Annotated in this window: 18 protein-coding genes; 1 reads left to right on the forward strand and 17 read right to left on the reverse strand. The window is 36.6% G+C overall.

Going from position 1 to position 18,909, the window contains the following annotated elements; genetic code table 11:
- Window positions 1–100: 100 nt before the first annotated feature.
- Together AB1349_03090 and AB1349_03095 are read right to left on the reverse strand one after the other, a co-directional pair.
- A complete protein-coding gene (locus tag AB1349_03090; GenBank protein MEW6556319.1) occupies window positions 101–628 on the reverse strand; it encodes a sigma-70 family RNA polymerase sigma factor in 528 nt (175 codons plus the stop codon).
- A 386-nt stretch (window positions 629–1,014) separates the two neighbouring features.
- On the reverse strand, window positions 1,015–1,488 hold the full coding sequence (locus tag AB1349_03095) for a flavodoxin (protein MEW6556320.1): 474 nt from the start codon (window positions 1,486–1,488) through the stop codon (window positions 1,015–1,017).
- A 56-nt stretch (window positions 1,489–1,544) separates the two neighbouring features.
- Between AB1349_03095 and AB1349_03100 the strand changes: the two genes are divergently transcribed.
- Window positions 1,545–1,808, forward strand: coding sequence for a hypothetical protein (locus AB1349_03100; protein MEW6556321.1), 264 nt, complete (start codon window positions 1,545–1,547; stop codon window positions 1,806–1,808).
- Between the two features lie 32 nt (window positions 1,809–1,840).
- On the opposite strand, the gene AB1349_03105 is transcribed toward AB1349_03100, so the two are convergent.
- The 15 genes from AB1349_03105 to ispE all read right to left on the reverse strand — a co-directional run bounded on the left by AB1349_03105 (window position 1,841) and on the right by ispE (window position 18,909).
- Complete coding sequence (locus tag AB1349_03105) at window positions 1,841–1,906, reverse strand: hypothetical protein (protein MEW6556322.1); 66 nt, start codon at window positions 1,904–1,906, stop codon at window positions 1,841–1,843.
- Entirely contained in the window at window positions 1,906–2,109 is a 204-nt protein-coding gene (locus tag AB1349_03110) for a hypothetical protein (protein ID MEW6556323.1), read from the reverse strand. Before AB1349_03110 ends, AB1349_03105 begins: the two co-directional genes overlap by 1 nt.
- Window positions 2,110–2,215: 106 nt before the next feature.
- The gene (locus AB1349_03115) at window positions 2,216–5,287 is read right to left on the reverse strand and encodes an efflux RND transporter permease subunit (GenBank protein ID MEW6556324.1); all 3,072 of its coding nucleotides are present in this window, start codon (window positions 5,285–5,287) and stop codon (window positions 2,216–2,218) included.
- Between the two features lie 102 nt (window positions 5,288–5,389).
- Window positions 5,390–6,292 carry an efflux RND transporter periplasmic adaptor subunit gene (locus AB1349_03120; protein MEW6556325.1) on the reverse strand — a complete coding sequence of 301 codons (903 nt, stop codon included), beginning with the start codon at window positions 6,290–6,292 and terminating at the stop codon, window positions 5,390–5,392.
- Between the two features lie 13 nt (window positions 6,293–6,305).
- On the reverse strand, window positions 6,306–7,541 hold the full coding sequence (locus AB1349_03125; protein MEW6556326.1) for a TolC family protein: 1,236 nt from the start codon (window positions 7,539–7,541) through the stop codon (window positions 6,306–6,308).
- Between the two features lie 111 nt (window positions 7,542–7,652).
- Window positions 7,653–8,255 carry a TetR/AcrR family transcriptional regulator gene (locus AB1349_03130; GenBank protein ID MEW6556327.1) on the reverse strand — a complete coding sequence of 201 codons (603 nt, stop codon included), beginning with the start codon at window positions 8,253–8,255 and terminating at the stop codon, window positions 7,653–7,655.
- A gap of 187 nt (window positions 8,256–8,442) precedes the next feature.
- Window positions 8,443–10,311, reverse strand: a complete 1,869-nt coding sequence (locus AB1349_03135; protein MEW6556328.1) for an aldehyde ferredoxin oxidoreductase family protein — start codon at window positions 10,309–10,311, stop codon at window positions 8,443–8,445.
- A gap of 141 nt (window positions 10,312–10,452) precedes the next feature.
- Entirely contained in the window at window positions 10,453–11,619 is a 1,167-nt protein-coding gene (locus AB1349_03140) for a four helix bundle protein (protein MEW6556329.1), read from the reverse strand.
- A gap of 26 nt (window positions 11,620–11,645) precedes the next feature.
- A complete protein-coding gene (locus AB1349_03145; GenBank protein MEW6556330.1) occupies window positions 11,646–12,416 on the reverse strand; it encodes an OmpA family protein in 771 nt (256 codons plus the stop codon).
- A gap of 109 nt (window positions 12,417–12,525) precedes the next feature.
- On the reverse strand, window positions 12,526–13,182 hold the full coding sequence (locus tag AB1349_03150; protein MEW6556331.1) for a flagellar motor protein MotB: 657 nt from the start codon (window positions 13,180–13,182) through the stop codon (window positions 12,526–12,528).
- A gap of 83 nt (window positions 13,183–13,265) precedes the next feature.
- Window positions 13,266–14,039: a MotA/TolQ/ExbB proton channel family protein gene (locus tag AB1349_03155; GenBank protein MEW6556332.1), complete on the reverse strand. Its 774-nt coding sequence runs from the start codon at window positions 14,037–14,039 to the stop codon at window positions 13,266–13,268.
- A 122-nt stretch (window positions 14,040–14,161) separates the two neighbouring features.
- On the reverse strand, window positions 14,162–15,610 hold the full coding sequence (locus tag AB1349_03160; protein ID MEW6556333.1) for a FliG C-terminal domain-containing protein: 1,449 nt from the start codon (window positions 15,608–15,610) through the stop codon (window positions 14,162–14,164).
- A 65-nt stretch (window positions 15,611–15,675) separates the two neighbouring features.
- Complete coding sequence (locus AB1349_03165) at window positions 15,676–17,652, reverse strand: hypothetical protein (GenBank protein ID MEW6556334.1); 1,977 nt, start codon at window positions 17,650–17,652, stop codon at window positions 15,676–15,678.
- A 2-nt stretch (window positions 17,653–17,654) separates the two neighbouring features.
- Window positions 17,655–17,966, reverse strand: a complete 312-nt coding sequence (locus tag AB1349_03170) for a SpoVG family protein (GenBank protein ID MEW6556335.1) — start codon at window positions 17,964–17,966, stop codon at window positions 17,655–17,657.
- Between the two features lie 85 nt (window positions 17,967–18,051).
- Window positions 18,052–18,909, reverse strand: a complete 858-nt coding sequence (ispE, locus tag AB1349_03175; protein MEW6556336.1) for a 4-(cytidine 5'-diphospho)-2-C-methyl-D-erythritol kinase — start codon at window positions 18,907–18,909, stop codon at window positions 18,052–18,054.

Here is an 18,909-nt window from a genome sequence, read left to right on the forward strand (position 1 = left end):
GCATCCCAGCATCAGTTAGTTCGTTGCCTTATTAACTGTGGGATTTGGTGTTGGACTGGTCGCTACCCTTTATCCAGTTCGGACTTCCACCGACAAGAATTCAAGGAACTTTCTTGGCACACTCATCAAAATCCTCCAGATATTTTTTTAGGTTTTTTAGTGCCTTAAAAAGATTCGCTTTGACACTGCCTTCAGCGATACCAAGCGTTTGTGAAATCTCGGTTATTGAAAAATTATTCAGATGTTTCATCACAAAAACCTCTTTTTGACGGAAAGGCAACTTTTTTATCGCTTTATCAACCGTTTTTTTTAGGACATCCTGCTCGGCATCCTTTTCTGTATTTTGCTTTTCATCTTTAATATCAGCGGTTTTTCCGTCAGCATCATAAAAAAACGACAGAAATTTTCGTTTTCTGAAATACAACTTTGTATTATTCAGCGCAATTCTAACAAGCCAGGTTTCTATTGACGAATTACCGCGAAATTTCTTTAGTCCTCTGAATGCATTCACGAATGTCTGCTGAACAATTTCATCTGTATCTGCTTCATTTCTGACTATTGCAAAAACAACTGCATAAACTTTCTGTTGATGTTTTTTTATAATCTCGTCAAAATTATCCGCTTCCATTCCCATGTAATTAGACGCTTCAATCAAAAAAAGGTTTACCCGACGTTGACAGATATTGAATACCTGAAAAGTTCCAATTCGTACTTTTTAGGATTTTTAAATTTTCTGCTCATTAACTTGAAAAATTGAGTATTATGAGGTTGTTGAAAAACCCCAACAATCTTGATTACGGAGATGAAAACACCGATTACAGCGATAAATTCTTGTCGGTAAATCGCTGACATCGTTGTTCATAATCGCTGTAATCAATACCGTTGAGGACTTTTTCAACGGTATTATTATATCATAAAATTGGTATTTTGTTAAGTGTTTTTTGTATTGAAAAAACAAGAGCTATGCGGAATATAAACGGGGGGATATGGAAATTTTTCATATTCCAACTACGGTTACAAATTGGTCTTGAATAGGATTTCGGTTTCTTTGATAATTTTTTCTCTGGATTTGCCAGCTGTTTTGATTAAGATTATACCTACTATTTGTCCGCCAAGCGATATGATTTTTTCGGCGAGTATTTTTACTGCTTTTCCAAATGTTCCACCAGCAGTTAAGAAAAGAATAATTTTTTTGTTTGTAAGATTACAATTGTTTATAAATGTTGAAATTGCAGGGGTTGGTTTGAAAGCCCAGACAGGTGTGCCAATATAAATCAAATCATAAAGCGAAAAATTAAAACTTTCAGGTTCTGTTTCCGTCGGTTTCTGAAAAGTTGCATCTCTGCCTGCTTTGAGCCATCTAATAATTCCTGAACGGTTTTTTTTGTCTTTTATTTCAACGATTTCACAATTCAACTTTTTAGCAATAGTTTCAGCAACAAGTTTTGTTTTACCTGTCCTAGAATAACAAATTATTATTTTTTTCATTTTTCCCTTGACAAATTGTTTTATTTTTGTTATAATTATTTTTGGGAGGTAATTCTATGCCTAATGTATACGAACAAGTAAAACAAGCATTACAAGATATCGTTGCACCGGAAATTAGAGAACTGAAGACCGAGATTAAACGGCTGGATGAAAAGATTGATTCCAAGCATAATGAATTACTTTCAGAAATCAAACGATTGGATGAAAAAATTGATTCAGGTTTAACCCGTCTGGATGAAAAGATAGAACTAACACTTGAATTCCGTGAAAGATTTTCTGCTTTAGAAGTCAAAGTTGCTGCATTAACAGCTTCACGATAATTTTTCATTCGGAAAGCGGTTTTTATTACGTTTCACCTGTTCCCTAAAAGTTGAATCGGCTTCACACCATATAAACAAGCAATATCTTTATCCAACATTACCTTCTGACCCCGAATATTGTAAATCTTATTGCCTGCGCTGCATAGTCAGGTTTTTGCAGGTTTGCTTTCAAAGGTTTTGCTTCAACAAAGAATTTGACAATACCAGAAATTTTGAATGAATAATCTACTCTACCGCTGGAGATATTCGTCTCAAGTCCAACTTCATCTCTGTTTTGTAATTTTGTAGTTTCTTTATTCATAATAATTATTATGAGACTGTTGAAAAAGCTTTTTACGGTGATTAAAAATCACCGACTACATTTCTCTTTAAACAGCGAATAAATTTTATATGTTTTATATGCTATATTATCCTTGAGATTTCACTAAATCATCAAGTATAGAATACACAACAGGAAGGACTAATAAAGTCAACATTGTGCCAACAAAGAGTCCACCTACAATAGCAGATGCAGCTACTGATCTTGCTTCTGAGCCTTCCGCACGGCTAAATACCATTGGCATCATACCAAGCATTGTAGTAATCGCAGTCATTAAGACAGGCCTTAATCGTGTAGTAGCGCCTTCAATAATAGCGGCTATTTTTTCTTTCCCACGCCGTCTTAACTTATTTATGTAATCAATCATTACTATACCATTATTTACGATTATACCTGCTAAAATAAGTATTCCCATACCTGCAGGTAGACATATATTTTTACCCAGCATTACCAGACCTAATACTACACCTATAATTGAAAATGGCACAGTAAACATAATTACTAATGGATGAATAAACGATTCAAATTCTGATGCCATAACCATATATATCAAAAGCAGTGCTAACAGAAATATGTAGCCCAAGTCAGTAAATGTTTCTCGCATTTGTTCCGCTTCACCTGCATAGTCAATAAAATATCCTTCTGGGAATTGTATCTTTTTAACTACTTTTTTTATCTCATTTATTATTTTACCTAAATCTTTACCGGTAATGTTAGCAGTGATAGTAACGATTCGTTTCTGATTCTCGCGTTCAAGTCGGATTGGACCATATGAAAATACCAATTTTGCTACTTCGCCTAATGGTATTATCAAACCCTGTGGTGTGATGATACTGAGATTCTCTATATCTTTTAACGATTTTCTATCTTCAGGTCTCAATTTCACACGGATATCTATTTCTTCGCCTGCTTGATGGATACGTGTAGCAATCTTACCTTGCACAGCAGTTTGAACTGTAGATGCAATCTGTTTTGCGGTTAGTTGTAACCGTGCTGATTTCTCACGGTTAATTTTTATTTGTAACTCCGGTTTGCCTTTTACAAGTGTTGTATCTATATCTTTCATACCTTTTATCGTTTTTATTTTGCTGATTATCTGCTCGGCAAGTTGTTCTAATTTATTTATATCCTTACCAAAAAGTTTCAACTGGACTGGTTTCTGGCTTCTACCGCCACCAGCCATCATTGCTGATGACATATCCATAAATTCAAGTTTCACATTTTGTAGTTGTGGCATTTTATTACGGATACTATTCAGTATCTGTTCTGCAGACCGTTTTCGGTCTAATTTATCGTGCAATCTAATGAATAACTGTGCTTCATTCACACCTGCAGAACCTGTGCCCCATGCAACATCCTGTTTCTGTCCTTCCATGATACCAACAGAAACAAGCACTGTCTGGACACCATCTTCATTCAGCACGATATTTTCTAATTCCTGTGTTACTCGGTCGGTTTCTTGTAAGGTTGTACCGACAGGCATTTTAAGTGAAACTAAAACCATATTGAAATCAACTTTAGGAAAAAACTCTTTACCCATGACAAAAACAGCTAATAGCAAACATATTATCAAAATACCAAATACTGATAGTATAACTGCACCTTTATTGCCAAGCGTCCATTGTAATAGACGGCTATATTTATCTTTCAGGAAATCTGTCGCTTTTTTTTCCCAGCTGGTAGCAGTACCCGGCTTGAATATCCTGGAAATAATTATAGGAACAATCGTTAAACTAACAAAAAGTGATGCTAACAAACTGAACGAGACAGCCATCGCTAAACTCAAAAATAATTTGCCTGTAATCCCTTTAGCAAATACAAGCGGTAAAAAAACAACTATTGTAGTCAGTGTAGAGGCTGTTATCGCCATACCAACTTCACTTGCACCTGTTACAGCTGCGGCATCGCTTTCCTCTCCTAAGGCAAAATGCCGAAAAGTATTTTCTATAACCACGATAGCATTATCTACCAGCATACCGACACCAAGTGCGATACCTATCATAGTAATAAAATTCAATGTCCGCCCTAAAAAATATAAGGGCACAAAAGTAACTAAAATAGATAGCGGGATACTCAACGCAATAGTCAGAGTAGACCGCCAGTCAGATAAAAACAGAAAAAGTATCAATATCGCAAGTATCGCACCACCCATAGCGTTGGAACCTGTTACTTTTATGATTCGTTTAACCATACGCGATTGGTCAAATACAGTATAGAGTTGTATATCTGCAGGTAGTAGTTTAGTAATATCTTTCATTACTTTTTTGATTTTATCGCTAACAATAACTGTATTTGAACCTGATTCTTTATTCACGATTAACATAACAGATTCTTTATTGTTTGTTCTAGATACTGCTCTTACTTCTTTGTAACCATCTATAACCTCTGCAATATCTTTAAGATATATCGGTACATTCTGCCTCACTGTTACAGGTAGATTCTCTAACTCTTTTAATGTATTGATTTCGCCAGTTGTCCTTAACAGATATTCTTTATAGCCATCTTCAACATATCCACCAGGCAGATTGAGATTCTCTGAATGCAGTTTTGCAACAAGTTCACCTAACAGTATTCTGTAACCATCTAATTTAGTTTTATCTGTCTCTATCAGTATCTCTTTTTGTTTCCCACCAAAAACCATTGCTGACGCAACACCATCAATCTGTTCTAATCTGTCTTTGATTATATCCTTTGTCAAACTTCTTAAACTTTCCATATCTCTGTTGCCTGTAACACCATATACTATTATTGGCATCATTGATGGGTCAAACTTGAACACGACTGGTTTTTCTATATCCTCCGGCAAAAAATCTTTTATCATATCTATTCTATCACGGATATCCTGTGCGGCAGAATCAAGATTGGTTCCCCATTCTAATTCTACTAATATAGATGCTAATCCTTCCTGTGAAAATGATTTCAATTTTTTCACATTTTTTACTGTTGCAACTATTTCTTCTACTGGTTTCGTAAGTATGTTTTCTACATCTTCAGACGATACACCCGGATAACCAATAGAAACCGCTAACACAGGATATGTTATATCAGGCATCATATCCAATCCTAACCGAGTAAAACATATAATACCTAAAACTACAAGTATCAAAATCAGCATTGTACCAGTAACAGGATGCTTTACAGAAAATTCCGGTATTTTCATTTTTTTTCTTCGCTTCGCTTACCGAGAATGAATTCTCGGCTATATTATGGTTTGATGCTTCAGGCATAACCATCCCGAATAAATTCGGGATATGCCTTCGCATCATTTTTCTTCTACTTTTGTGCCATCAATTAGCCCGTAATTACCGACAATAATTATTGTATCACCTGCTGAAATATTTTTCGTTATCTCTATTTTTTCATCACTTGCGATACCTGTTACTACAGAAGTCATTTTTGCAAAACCATTTTCTACTTTGAATACCACATTCTTACCATCTCGCACAATAACCGCTTTTTTTGGTACTACTACAACTTTTGAATGAACAACAGTTATAACCTCTACCTGTACAAACATACCAGGTTTGAGTTTATGGGCTTGATTATTAACCGCGATTTCTATTTTCAATTTTCTACTTACCGGACTAACAGACGGGCTTACTTCTGAAACATAACCTAAAAAAATTTCATCTGGATATGCATCCGTATATATTCTTGCCGATTGACTTTTTTTTACCTTTGGTATATCCTTTTCGCTTATATATACTTCTATTTTTACTTTATCAATATCAGCGATACTTAATACAGGGTCTCGTGGCATCGGTTGTGCAGGAAATACTGATTCACCTAAATCAACAAAATACTTCATAACAACACCATCTATCGGCGATTTCACTTCTGCTTCTGCGAATTTGAACGCTTCTTCATCACGGTCAATCAATGCTATAACTTCATCTTTTTTAATATAGTCACCTTCGGTTTTTATCTTCTGGCTTAATTTACCTGATACTTTAGCATATACTTTGACTTCTTTATTACCATAAATATCACCAGTAAGCGAAATTGTCTCTTCAATATCACCGATTTTAACGGTGGTTGTTTCAACTACTGGTTTTTGTTCTTGTTCAGTATGCTTATTTTTTTGACCAATTTTCTTACAACCAACAACTAAACTGATTACACTGTAAACAGATATAAACAACAGCAATCTTTTTTTAAGTAACATTTTATTCCCTCCTCTATTCCCTCCCCCTCCCAACTGCTTTTTCTATTGCTGCAATTGCTAAGTTGTAATCGTATAATGCTTGGATATAATTTGTCTCTGCCTGAGTTAAAGCAAGTTGTGCATCTCTTACTTCAATATCAGACATAAGACCGAGTTGAAATCTTTTCTGTGCTGTTTCTAAGTTTTCTTTTGCCGTTTGAACATTTTCGTTGTTTGCTTCAATTGAGTCTTTTGCCTGTTTGTAGGATAAATAAGCAGCACGAACTTCTAATTTTATTCCCTCTTCAAGCGATTCCGTCAATAATTCAACCTGTAGAAGTTGTGATTTCGCTTGTTTTGTTTTCTGATATGTTGAAAACCCGTCAAATAACGGCATAGATAAAACAGCTATTGCTGTCCATGTGTTATACCAGTTGTTTGTCTCAAATTCGGTATTCTGCCAGTCGGCAGATGCGGTAATTGCTATGCTGGGCTTGTTACCAGCAGAAACTAATTTCACAACTGATTTAGAAATATCTTTCTGTATATTTGTTTGTTTTAATTCAGGTCTATTTGTGAGTGCTTCATTTATTAGTTCATCAAGTTTGTATTCTGCTTTCCCGGGTAGATTGTATTCCAACTCGCCGGTGAAATTGACATCTCCTTTTATATTAAGAATATTTATAAGTGATTGCTTTGTGAGTTCTAATCCGTTTTCGGCACGAATGAGATTGGTTTTTGAATTTGCAACCTGTACTTTTGCTCTTGAAACATCGTATGCGGATGCTCTGCCTTCATTATAAAACTTTTCTGTTGATTTAAGATGCGACTCTGTTACATCTAACGCTTCTTTTGAAATAGAAACAATCTGTTGGGCAAGTATGTATTTGTAAAATGCTTCTTTGGTTTTGTAAATAATTTCCTGTTTTGTTTTACGGTATTCTTCATTGGTGTATTTGTAATTCAATGATGCCTGGCGGTTTGATTGATAAATTTTGCCCCACATAAAAATCGGCTGGGTTAAAGAAAGTTTGAAGTCATACATCTCATCTGCAAGAAAAAACCTGAATGTAGGCGATGTTGTTGTAAGCATAGAAAGTCCAGACGCACCTTCTGTTTCGTTTCTTTTAATATAACTTAAACTTCCTGATATGTAAGGCAGATAACCTGCGAATGCTTCTCTTTTTTTTGCTTTTGCAGAGATAGATTTCTGCTCGGCAATTTTTATCTGCGGGTTTTGTTTCATCGCAATTTCAAGACATTGACTCAAATCAAGCGATTGAGCATAAATAACAGGTAGAAGGTAGAAGGTAGAAGGTAGAAGGTAGAAGGAAAATCAAAAACCACTTTCTACTCACTATTTTCCATTCCCGAATTGTTTTCATTTTCTAATTCCTTCCATAAAAACTTTAAATAAAAATTCAGGCGAAATATCTATTTTCTGGACTTTATGTTTTTCAATCTCTATTTTTTGATGTGCGATAATAGAAGTTAATGAAAGAAAAACCATAGCAACTGCGATGCAGGGATATGATTTTAATTCTTTGGTTTTTATACCTCTTTCAATAATTGCAGATATAACTTTTATCAGTTCGCCGATTTTTTTATGAAACCGGTCATGTAATTTTCCTTTTAGCGGAGGTTTTGCTTCCTGACGAATGGACAGAAAAAGATATCTGTAGGTACCAATGAAATCAGAAATTCTTTGAAGCAAAAGAAATAACTGTCTTTTTGCTGACAAATTATTTTTTTGAACATTTTCGGCGATATCTATTGTTTTATCAATCAAGTTTACAAGCACAGAAAAATACAGGTCATCTTTATCCTTAAAATAAAGATAAACGGTACCCTTGGCAACACCGGCGTTTTTTGCAATTTCATCAATCGGACATTTGTAATACTCTTTTTGATTTAATACCTGAACCGCAGCACTTAAAATTTTCTGTCTTTTTATTTCCGGATTCCAGCCCCTTATTTTTGCCATATTATTTCACCCCTTGTGCATATTTTAACTGACTGACTGGTCAGTCAATATAACTATAACATAAAATATGAATTTTGTCAAGTACTTTTTTTGTTTTTTAAATTTTTTAGTTTGCGGTAATGGGGGTAAGTAATGATTCCCTATAGGAAGTCAGTACGCTATAACTAAGAGATAATGCCTAATACCTCTATATTAAATCTAATTCCTTCAATTTTTTTTCTGTAGGCTTGCCAGTTTTTTTGTCCCATCCGCGGTACTGATAATACTGGTCAAGCATCTCGTCAAGTTTTACAACATTGCCTTTCGGAAGTCCTTCAGGCGCAGGTTCTTTTAAGAGCCGTTCAGGTAGTGTATCATCTTTTCTTGACATGCCTTCACGGATATTAAACAGGCGGTTGATATTTACTATGCGTTCACCAATTTTTTTCAGTTCTTTTTCTGTAATTTTCCAACCCATCGTTATATCCATCGCCTCAATTATATCTTCGTAGTAAAGTGCCGGCGGAACCATCGTGCCATATTTGCAAATGCCTAATGATTCAATCACAACAGAATAATTTTCATTATGGAAAACCATATAGCCTTTGTTTTTTTCAGAGAGCCGAATGCCTATTTCAGGCAGAAACTTTGTCCCATACCACTGTTTAATTTCTTTATCAAAAATCGTGCCTTCGTCTAAAACAGGAAACGCATATAAATGGTCAGCGCCCCGTGCAGCAGTCACATCTGCAAGCCCCATTGATTTCTGTGCTCTCGGTTCCTGCGAAGCCATTTCCTGCCCTTTTACATGCATCACATATTTTTCAGCGCCTTTACCGATTTTTTGGGCAGCACGATAAGAGCCTTCGGCTAAAAGATTCCCGAACTTGCCTTGGCGATTGGCAATTCTTTCAGTCAGTTCCGCAATTACATCTGGCTCACCCCAGTTTAGTTCTAATCCGTCAGTATCTTTTTTTGTTAAAATCCCTTTTTCATAACATTCCATTGCCCACGAGATTGTGCCACCTGTCTCAATTGAATCCATTCCGTACTCATCACAAAGATGATGGATGAACATTATTGATTCTAAATCGGAATTACCACACCGTGGACCGAGTGCATCAAGGCATTCGTATTCAGGACCTTTACCTGTGGTATTGTATTTACCTGATGAGACACAGATAAATCTGCCGCATCGCTGGATACAGGCATAGTCAGCCCGGGGTCTTAAAAGATATTTTCTGTATTCATCACATTTAATTTTATCCGCTTCTGAAAAAACGCCACTCTGGAAATTTCTCGTTGGTAATCGGCCTATTGACTGCATCAAATCAACCAGTTCTGTTGTCCCGTATTTTACTCTGCCTTCAGTATAGGGATGAGCAAGCACTTTATCATACCATTTTTTTACACAGTTGAGATATTTTTCCGGCTTTGTGATATTTATACTGCCTGTACCACGAACGGCAATCAGTTTCAGTTTTTTTGAACCCATCACACAGCCCATCGCACTTCTGGCAGCGACACGACCATTCCTTGTGATTATTGCTGATTGCCGACAAAGATTTTCGCCCGCAGGACCTATTGCAACGGATTCTATTTGTTCATCATTATGTATCTTTTTTATTTCATCCATTGCTTCGTATGTTTTTCTACCCCATAGATTCTTCGCTTCTCGTATCTCACATCTCTCATCTTCTACATAGATATAAACTGGCTTTTTGGATTTACCACTAATAATTATTCCGTCATAACCGGCAAGTTTTAATTCAGGACCCCAGAAGCCGCCGGAATGTGCTTCACCCCAACCATCAGTTAACGGATTTTTCGCAGCAACTGTATATCTTGAAGCTTGTGGAAACATTGTTCCTGTTAAAGGTCCAACTGAAAAAAATAAAACATTTTTTTTAGAAAGCGGGTCAATACCTTTAGGAATCATATCGTAAAGCATTTTTGAAGCAAACCCTGAGCCGCCTATATACTTTTCTACCAAATTCCACGGAAGCGGTTTTTTCTCAATTTTTCCTTTTGTTAAATCAACATATAACAACTGCCCGGCATATCCGCCTTTGAACATAGTCAAATTCTCATTGTAACACAGAAGTCACTGGATACACAGAGAGACACCAGAGATTAAGATTGAGATTAAGATTCCAAAAACTATTCAGTGATTTCAGTGTCCTCAGTGGCGTATAATTTCCTTGTGATATTTTTGAGTTCATTTTACTTTCTGGTAAAACTTTGCGATATCTTTATCGGATGGATCAAGTTTCAGCGCTTTTTCCCAGGCCAGTTTAGCATCTACCCGTTTTCCGAGCGCATAGTATGCAGAACCGAGCCGTTTCCATACGAGTATGTTGTCGGGTTCTATTGCGATAACAATCTCGCATTCTAAAATAGCGTGTTCGTATTTACCATCGTAAATATCTTCAAGTATTGTCGCAAGTTTCTGCTCTATAACATTTTTTCTTCCTTCCATTACTTCCAGTCGGGCGATTGTCGTATATTCTTTTTCCATAAAAATAAGTGTTTTTTCAGTAAGTTTGGCGTTAGGTGCGAGTTGCCATGCATATCTGCTTGAGAGCACAGGCAGCCGTTCATCTTTACTGCCAAGAATATAAGCGGTTATACTTTTTCTGATAAGTTCGTTTATCTTACCTGCATCAGTAAGCGCTGGTGTCAGTGTTGAAACAAGTTTGCCTAATTTCTCAGCATGTTTCTGATATGTCGGATTTGATGGGTCTATTTCCAATAGTTGCTTAACTTTTTCCAGCGCATATGTATAACTACCTTTTTCTACCTGGAACTGGAATTCGTTAAGCAATGGTTTTACATTTTCTAACATTTTTGAGCGTGCCATTTCTATCAGTTTCGGCGGGTTTTTCTGTTTCGGGTCTATTTTTAATATCTCTTCCCATACTGCTATCGCTTTTTTATAATCCTTTTTGTAAAATGATTCCATTGCATTTTGGTAGAGCGTAAGGATATCCTGTGCATAAAGGCAGGAAAAAAATAAAAAGTTAAAAGCTAAAATTAAAATAACGGAAGAACGTGTTTTTTTAACAATTGATGTAAAGATACTAATTAATTCGTCAGTTTCTTTGAATAAATTATCTACTTCGTTTTTTTGTATCAAACCGGAATTAAGCAATAATCTTAACCAATATCTTGTTTCATTCGCTTCTTTTCTTGCGATATTTATACTGTGTGAAAAATCTTTTTTTGTCAGTCCAGAATACGCTTCTTCAGTATTAGCACCAACTGATGTTGCAGAACGGGTTATTTGACCACCCAAAATTTTAGAAACTTGATTCAGCGGCAAATTTTGTACCAATTTAATTATCATTAGTGAAAATTTATATGTTCTTTCTTTCAAACCTAACATTTTTTATTTTTATTTTAACTTTTATTTTAACTTTTTCTTATTATGTTTATTTCAATTCGTCTGTTTTTTGCCTTATTTTCTTCGGTATCGTTTGGTGCAACAGGTTTATATTCACCGTAGCCGAATGTAGAGAATCTTTCGGGCACTATTTTTTCGGTATTGATAAAATAATTGATTACACTGAATGCTCTTGCGGCAGAAAGTTCAAAGTTAGACCGGTATTTTTTTGATGAAATCGGAACATTATCAGTATGTCCTTCAACGATAATCGGGTTTCCCATTGAACTGATAAGTTGTGCGATTTCTTTTAATGCAGGTAGCGCGGCATTTTTGAGTTCTGCAGAGCCACTATCAAACAGTATCGGATTGGCAAGCGAGATTTTTATCCGCTGTGCGTTTGTTTCAACTTTTGCGTATTCAGATAGATTCTTCTCTTTGATAAAATCTTCTATCTGTGTTCCGGCATTTGCCTCTTTTTCAAGTATTTCTATTCTTTTTAATTGTTCGGCACTACCACCAACACCTTTCTGAACCGCTGCCATCATTTTTTCGTAGCGGGCACCACCACTGTATAAAACTGAATAGGCATAAAGTATCATAAAGAAAATCATCAGGATAGTCATAAGATTCGCATATGGTATTACCCAAGCACCTTCAGAAATAAAATGTTCACGAAGGTGAGGCTCGGTTTTTTCTTCTTCTGGTAAAGATTTTTCCTGCATTCCTAACTCGCCTTCAATCGCAGAAATTATATCCGCATCTTTTTCTTCAAAATAATCTTTGTCAAACTCGTCCATAATAAAACCTTAACTGCGTAAAACGAGAGACGATAAAAGTAAGACGGTGGACGAAAAATCATTTACCGTTTACCTTCTACCGTCTACCTTCTTGCGCCTTTGCCGCTAATTACCGCACCATCACGATTTCTATCCGTCTGTTTCGCGCCCTGCCTTCTTCGGTCTCGTTTGATGCAACTGACTTAAATTCTCCATAGCCAGCAGCAACAAATCTACTTTCAGGTATCCCAAATACTACCGAGAAGAATTCTATAACACTGTAAGCTCTTGCAACAGACAGTTCCCAGTTGGTTGCATACTGTCCTCTGGTAATCGGTCTGTTGTCGGTATGTCCTTCTATAATTATAGTGTTGGGTACAGGCTTGATAATTCTTGCAACATCCTTCATTGCGATTTTTGTTGCAGCAGGCAGTTCGGCACTACCGGGATTAAAAAGGACAGGCGAGTTAAGTATGATTTTGATTTGTTTTTCGGTAACTTCTACTGATGTATATTCCAACTTTTCGTTTTGAACAAGTTCGCTAACTTTTGTTGCGGTTTCTTCTTCGGTAAATTTTTTTACTACTTTTTCAGCACGGAATTCGGCTGATGTAGCACCCCGAAACTTTTTTTCAAGCCCTTTTGTAATATCAGCCCGCATATCCGCTGACATTCGGGTTAAACCGTACAGCATCAGGAAGAACAGCATCAGGTTTGTAACCATATCTGAATATACCGTTGTCCAGATATTGCCTTCCTGTGAATCGGTTTCTCGTCGGTCAGCCATAATAACACCAGCAAATAGGAAGTGGGAAGTAAAGTCATTTACTACTAACCACTAACAACTAACCACTTACCACTTACTACTTACTACTTTTTTTCGGTTTCTTTTCCGCGGAGTTTATACGCCAGAAACGCTTCAAGTTTCGTCTGAACAACAACCGGCACATCACCTTTCTGGATTGACAACACACCGCGTGCTAAAAGTTCTTTTAATGTGATTTCATCTTCGGAATAAATTGTAAGTTTGCCTGCTATCGGTAAAAATATAAAATTTGCGCCAAAAATCCCATAAAATGTCGTGGTGACCGCTATCGCCATCGCCGCACCCATTGATTGTGCATCTTGCAAATTTCGTAAAACCTGAACAACGCCGATAAGTGTGCCTAACAATCCAAAAATAGGTGCATATGCGCCCATTGAACGAAAAATAGATGCAACCTGATGGTGTCGCTGACGGATTAGTGAAAGTTCCTTCTCAAGTTTTTCTTTGATGAGTTCCGTTTCTAAACCATCAACTACCATTTGCAGTGCCTCTTTTAAAAATGGCGTTTCTAATTTTGGAATATCTTCCTGTAATTTTTCAATCCCTTCCCGTTTTGATTTCTCAGCAAGTGAAACAATCGTTTTTATCGCGATATCATTGCCAATTCTTTTAGGCGGAAAAATCATCATTGTTATTGCTTTTGGGATAATTTTTACTATTTTCCAAGGATATGTAAGCAATGCCGCACCAAATGTTCCACCGAATACAAGTATCGCAGCATTGATGTCTAAAAGAAGATTAACGATATTACCTTGAACCATAACATAATAGACAGCACCACCGCCAACAAGTATCCCACATAAAGTCATTAAGTCCATAGTTACCTCACAAAAAACAATTAAAAATGTAAAATGTAAAATTAAAAATTTATGTCAAAGATTTTAATAAAACAATCTGCCACAATTTTTAATTTTGAATTTTTAATTTTTAATTGCCTTTATTATATCAGTCCTCTATCTTTCAGCCGACGAACAATATCTATAATCCGCTTTTTTTCTATTTCAAGCCGCTGCGGTGTTAGTGGTTTTCCTAATTCCATCTCCTGTTTCAGCCTGGTGGCAGCACCTGATGGCAAAACAGAAACTATTTTTTCTTGTTGATTGGCTGGCAGTATTTTTATTACCTGACTGAATACAGCAGTCCCCACCTGCTTGATTACAAGTTGAACCCCTGCAACATCCAGCATCGCCAGAATATCCAGCCGGATAATTTGTCGCTCCACTTTCTGTGCAAGTTGCGGGTTTTTTGTCTTGAGTTCATTGATAATTTCTATCTGTGTTTTTTCGTCTGCATTATTCACAATCTGCTGTATCTTCTCTTCGCCACCAACCAGATAGTCAATCCTTGTTCTTAACTGTCGCTCTATTTTTTCAACATCAGTTGCATCAAACTCTTCCGTCTTAGAAAGCAGTGTTATCACCTCTTTCTTTTTGTCAACTGCAAGTTCACTCAAAACTTTTGATGATAATTCTGGCGCAAGATAATTAACAACTGTCGCTATATTTTTGGAGGTCTCATTTTTAATAAGAAAAATAAGTTCTTTAAGATTCTCAGTGCTGATAAACGAAAAAAGCGGCTCTTTACCTTCGGATGTTAATCCTTTTTTTACTTCTGCTGGCTGAGCAATCTCAGGGATTACAGCGCCGGCGGAAAAACCAGCGGTTGCTTCTGCTGTTTTTTCCTTAAATGATGATGCGGAACTGACTGCGGCTGAAACAAGGTCTTTTGCAAATTTCTGAAACGGTCCGAACAGAAATAGTGAAACTGTTAGCGTAAAACCGACTGCTGCAAGAATACCAAAAATCCAATAGATATTCGGCGGATAAATAAGCGAACCCCACGAAAACACATTCTTCTGAAAACTCATCTGCTGAATATTCAGTTCATCACCGCGTTCAGGAACAATACCTAAAAGCCCTGTAGAAACTTTTTTTACAATCTCAACTACTGCTGATGAGACAGATTTATCCAGAATGATTGTTACTGAAAGTTTCTTTATTAGCGTTCGGGTGTCTTCGCCAAGTGCAGACATCATTACTGATTCTACTCTTTTTTCAGCAAGCGTTTCTTTGATTGGCACACCTGGTAAAATCATCTCATCTTCTTTTTTAGCAGGTGCTTTCTCTTTTTTCTCGCTGATTAGTTCTACATTGACGATAATAACTATCTTTTCGGTACCTGTAATCTCGGTAAGCACCTTTTTTAGCCGACTTTCAAGATTCGTCTCAATCGCAATTTTCGTCTCAATCGGACTTTTTACTTCTTTTTGTGAAAACGCAGATGAACACAGATAAGCAACGCAGATACCCGCAGATAAAACAAACCTTACCAAATTTTTAACCTTCCCCCGATTAAAATCGGGGGCTACATTATCTTTAACCTGTTTCACGTTTTCCTCCAAAATCTTTGTTTCGCGTTTTGTTTCGCGTTTTTTTCGCGTCAGTTTGGCGCGTTTCAAAAACTCATAGAAAACCGTATGTTGCCTGAGTTCTCTTTATATGTATTTGTTTCTGTAAATTTATCGCTGTAATCGGTTCGGGTATAGCCAACTGTTGCAGCAAGATTCTGACGAATATTATAGGTGAACTCTATGGTCCCGGTCATACTTGAGTTGTCAGTGGATTGTCTGGGTTTATCTGCAGAACCTGTGTAAGAACCCCACATCGCAGCGGACAGTTTTGATGGGATGATATTCAGCCAGTTGAGGTTTAGCGAATATGATGTAGTTGTCGTATCGGTTGATGTAGCTAAATTATATGTTTTTGAAAATGTGGTGCCTGTTGCAACTGTTATTTTTTCTTTCAACCGTGTAGAAATTGAGAGATTGCCTGAATCCGTTTTCAGATTACTTGAGATACCTGTTTTATCGTTAAAATTGGACCGCTGGGCAGAGATAGAAAGTGTTGTTAATTTTATACTATGTGAAACTGCTACGGATGGTGTTTGGGTCTCATTATTCAGTGCGGCGATTGGGTCGCCTTTTGCGATATTCATAGAATAACCAAGTGTTAATGTCGGATATTTAGTCCGACAGAATGTCAGTGATACACTACCTATATTCTGGGTTGATGTTTGTTTGCTCGGGTCTTTATTAATATTATCGTGATAGTTGTTGAAATATAATGATACATTACCAATATCTGTTCGTGAAAAGCCGGTTGATATTTCATATGATTCTTTATCTTTTGTTGACGATGGTGCACCGAGCGAATTAAAATCTGGCGAGATTCTGGAATATATACTCGTGAATGAAAAGTTTTTGATATTGAGTATTGAGACCGTAGATTTCAGTCCGGTATCTTTTACAGCTTGTGACGAAATATCCTGCCAGTATTGTGCTTGTGCATATTCACTTTTTATACTGAGATTCTTAAAAAGTTCAAAATAACCATCAAGCCCGGCAACATTATTTTTGGTAGGTTTTGTCGTGCCAGGTATATCAATTGAATTTTTGTCATCTAGGCTCGCTATGTATGAAACGCCGATACTAGAGTTCAGTATATCCAAGCCCTGACTTGCTCGTCCACCGAATGTGTATCTTTCATAAACGCCATTAGTTTTAGTTGTAGCACTGCCTTCCTGTTTTTTTTGTGATTCGGCTGCTACAACCGATGTTGAGAACCGCTGTTTCATACCAGCTAAATTTAACCCACGCACACCTGCACCATATAATACTAACGAGTTATACGACGGCTGAATATCACCGAACGCAACCTGAACTGATTTTCCGTAATAACTGAACAGAAAATTGTCTAAATCAAAGTGGTTATCTTTAGTATAAAGCGCATAAACATTTAACGAGACCGGTGTTTGGTATACGCTGCCAACTAAATTTAGATTCAGCGAGTTTGTATAGTTAACTGACGAGCCGTAGGTTTTATATTCTTTTACTGCAAGTTTAGAAGCTAGAATCGCATTCCCGTCAACACTAATTTTAGCCGGCAGTTTTTCTGGTGTAGGCGGTTTGGCAAGTTCAATTATTGTGAATGTTAAATACTCTGAAACTATTATTCGCTGCTCTTGCAGTGTCAGCGTAATTTTATAAAAATAATCGCCAGAATATGACGATGGCACATCAAACGGGATATACACAAGCACTGTCTCGCCAGTGTTGACATCTTTGCCTTTAACTCTTTCCGTTTTTTTGATATATATCTTCTGTGTATCGTAAATTTCGGCTTCTAAATAATACTCGTCAGCAGCCCATTTTTCACTGCCGGTATTTAACGCAATTACCTGAAATGTGATTTTTTCACCCGCAGTAGCAGGGTCAGGTGAGGCAATTGTAAGCTGGATATTGCCCGACGGCGCCGCATAAAGGCAGGGTATAGGGTATAGGGTATAGGCAATAGTAAAAAAAATACAGGCAATAGCAAATGACTTTATTCTACACCCTACACACTTCTCCATACACCCTGATTTTAGTTTCATTTTCATTCTTCTTTTGCTGGAAACTCGCTTTTTGTTTCCCGCAGTCTCAGCGGATGCGGATTTTTTAGTTCCTTTTCATATGCATCCATAACCGCTTTTTCTATCTTCTGTCTCATTTCGGCATTTATCGGATGCGCTATATCTTTATGTGTCCCATCTCTCATTTTCCGTGATGGCATAGATACAATCAGTTTGTCATTGACTTTGACAATTTTCATATTCCTAACTACAAATGCGTTGTCAAAAGTCACCGTCGCATATGCCCTTAACCGCTCTTCATCCCGCAGAAAAACCCGTACCTCTGTAATCTCCATTGTTGCACCCCCAATTAACGACAGGTTAAAATTAAAGGTATAAATTAAAATAAAATCCAGAATTTTAACCTTTAACCTTTAACCTTTAACCTTTAACTTGCCTTTTACCTGCCTTTACCGTGTGAACCAGCCAGACGGTATAGCCGTCTTTTTTTAGCTGATTTTTTATTTCGTTGCCTTCCTTCTTATTTCTTACAATACCAAAAACACCACTACCACTACCGGACATTAATGAAAATTCCGCACCGTATTTAATCAATTTTTCTTTAATTTTTTTTATTTCAGGATAATGACGAATTATTACATCTTCTAATCTATTACCCAATTTGTTAATTTTACTAATTTTTTGGGATTTTGTCAACAATGAATACGCAGATTTTGTAGAAATATCAAACTGTGGTTTAACCATTACATACCATTCTTTTTTTTTGATTTTGAGCGGGGTTAATTTATCACCGATACCTTCACCAAAACATCTACCACCAAGAACAAAAAACGGCACATCCGCACCAATTTGTTTCGCAATTTTGATGAATTGAGTTTTGGTAAGATTAAGTTCCCATAATCTGTTAAGTCCTTTTAAGACCGCCGCAGCATCCGACGAGCCACCACCTAAACCTGCTCCAACAGGGATTCTTTTTTTGATTTTTATCTCAACACCTTTTTTTATATTGAATTGTTTTTTTAGCAACATAGCAGCTTTATACACAAGATTTTTTTTGTCTGTCGGGATTTCAGGATTATCACAGCAAATTTTTATCATATTGTTGTTTCGTGTCTGTTTCGCGTGTTGTTTCGCGTCTGTTTCGCGTTTTTCTGTAATAAAAATATCATCTGCCAATGAAATCTCTTGAAAAACGGTTCTTATATTATGATATCCGTCTTTTCGTTTATTTAACACTTCTAAAAACAGATTTATTTTTGCGTTTGCTTTAAGTTTCAT

This window comes from Elusimicrobiota bacterium (assembly GCA_040757695.1).
Taxonomy (GTDB): Bacteria; Elusimicrobiota; UBA8919; order UBA8919; family UBA8919; genus JBFLWK01.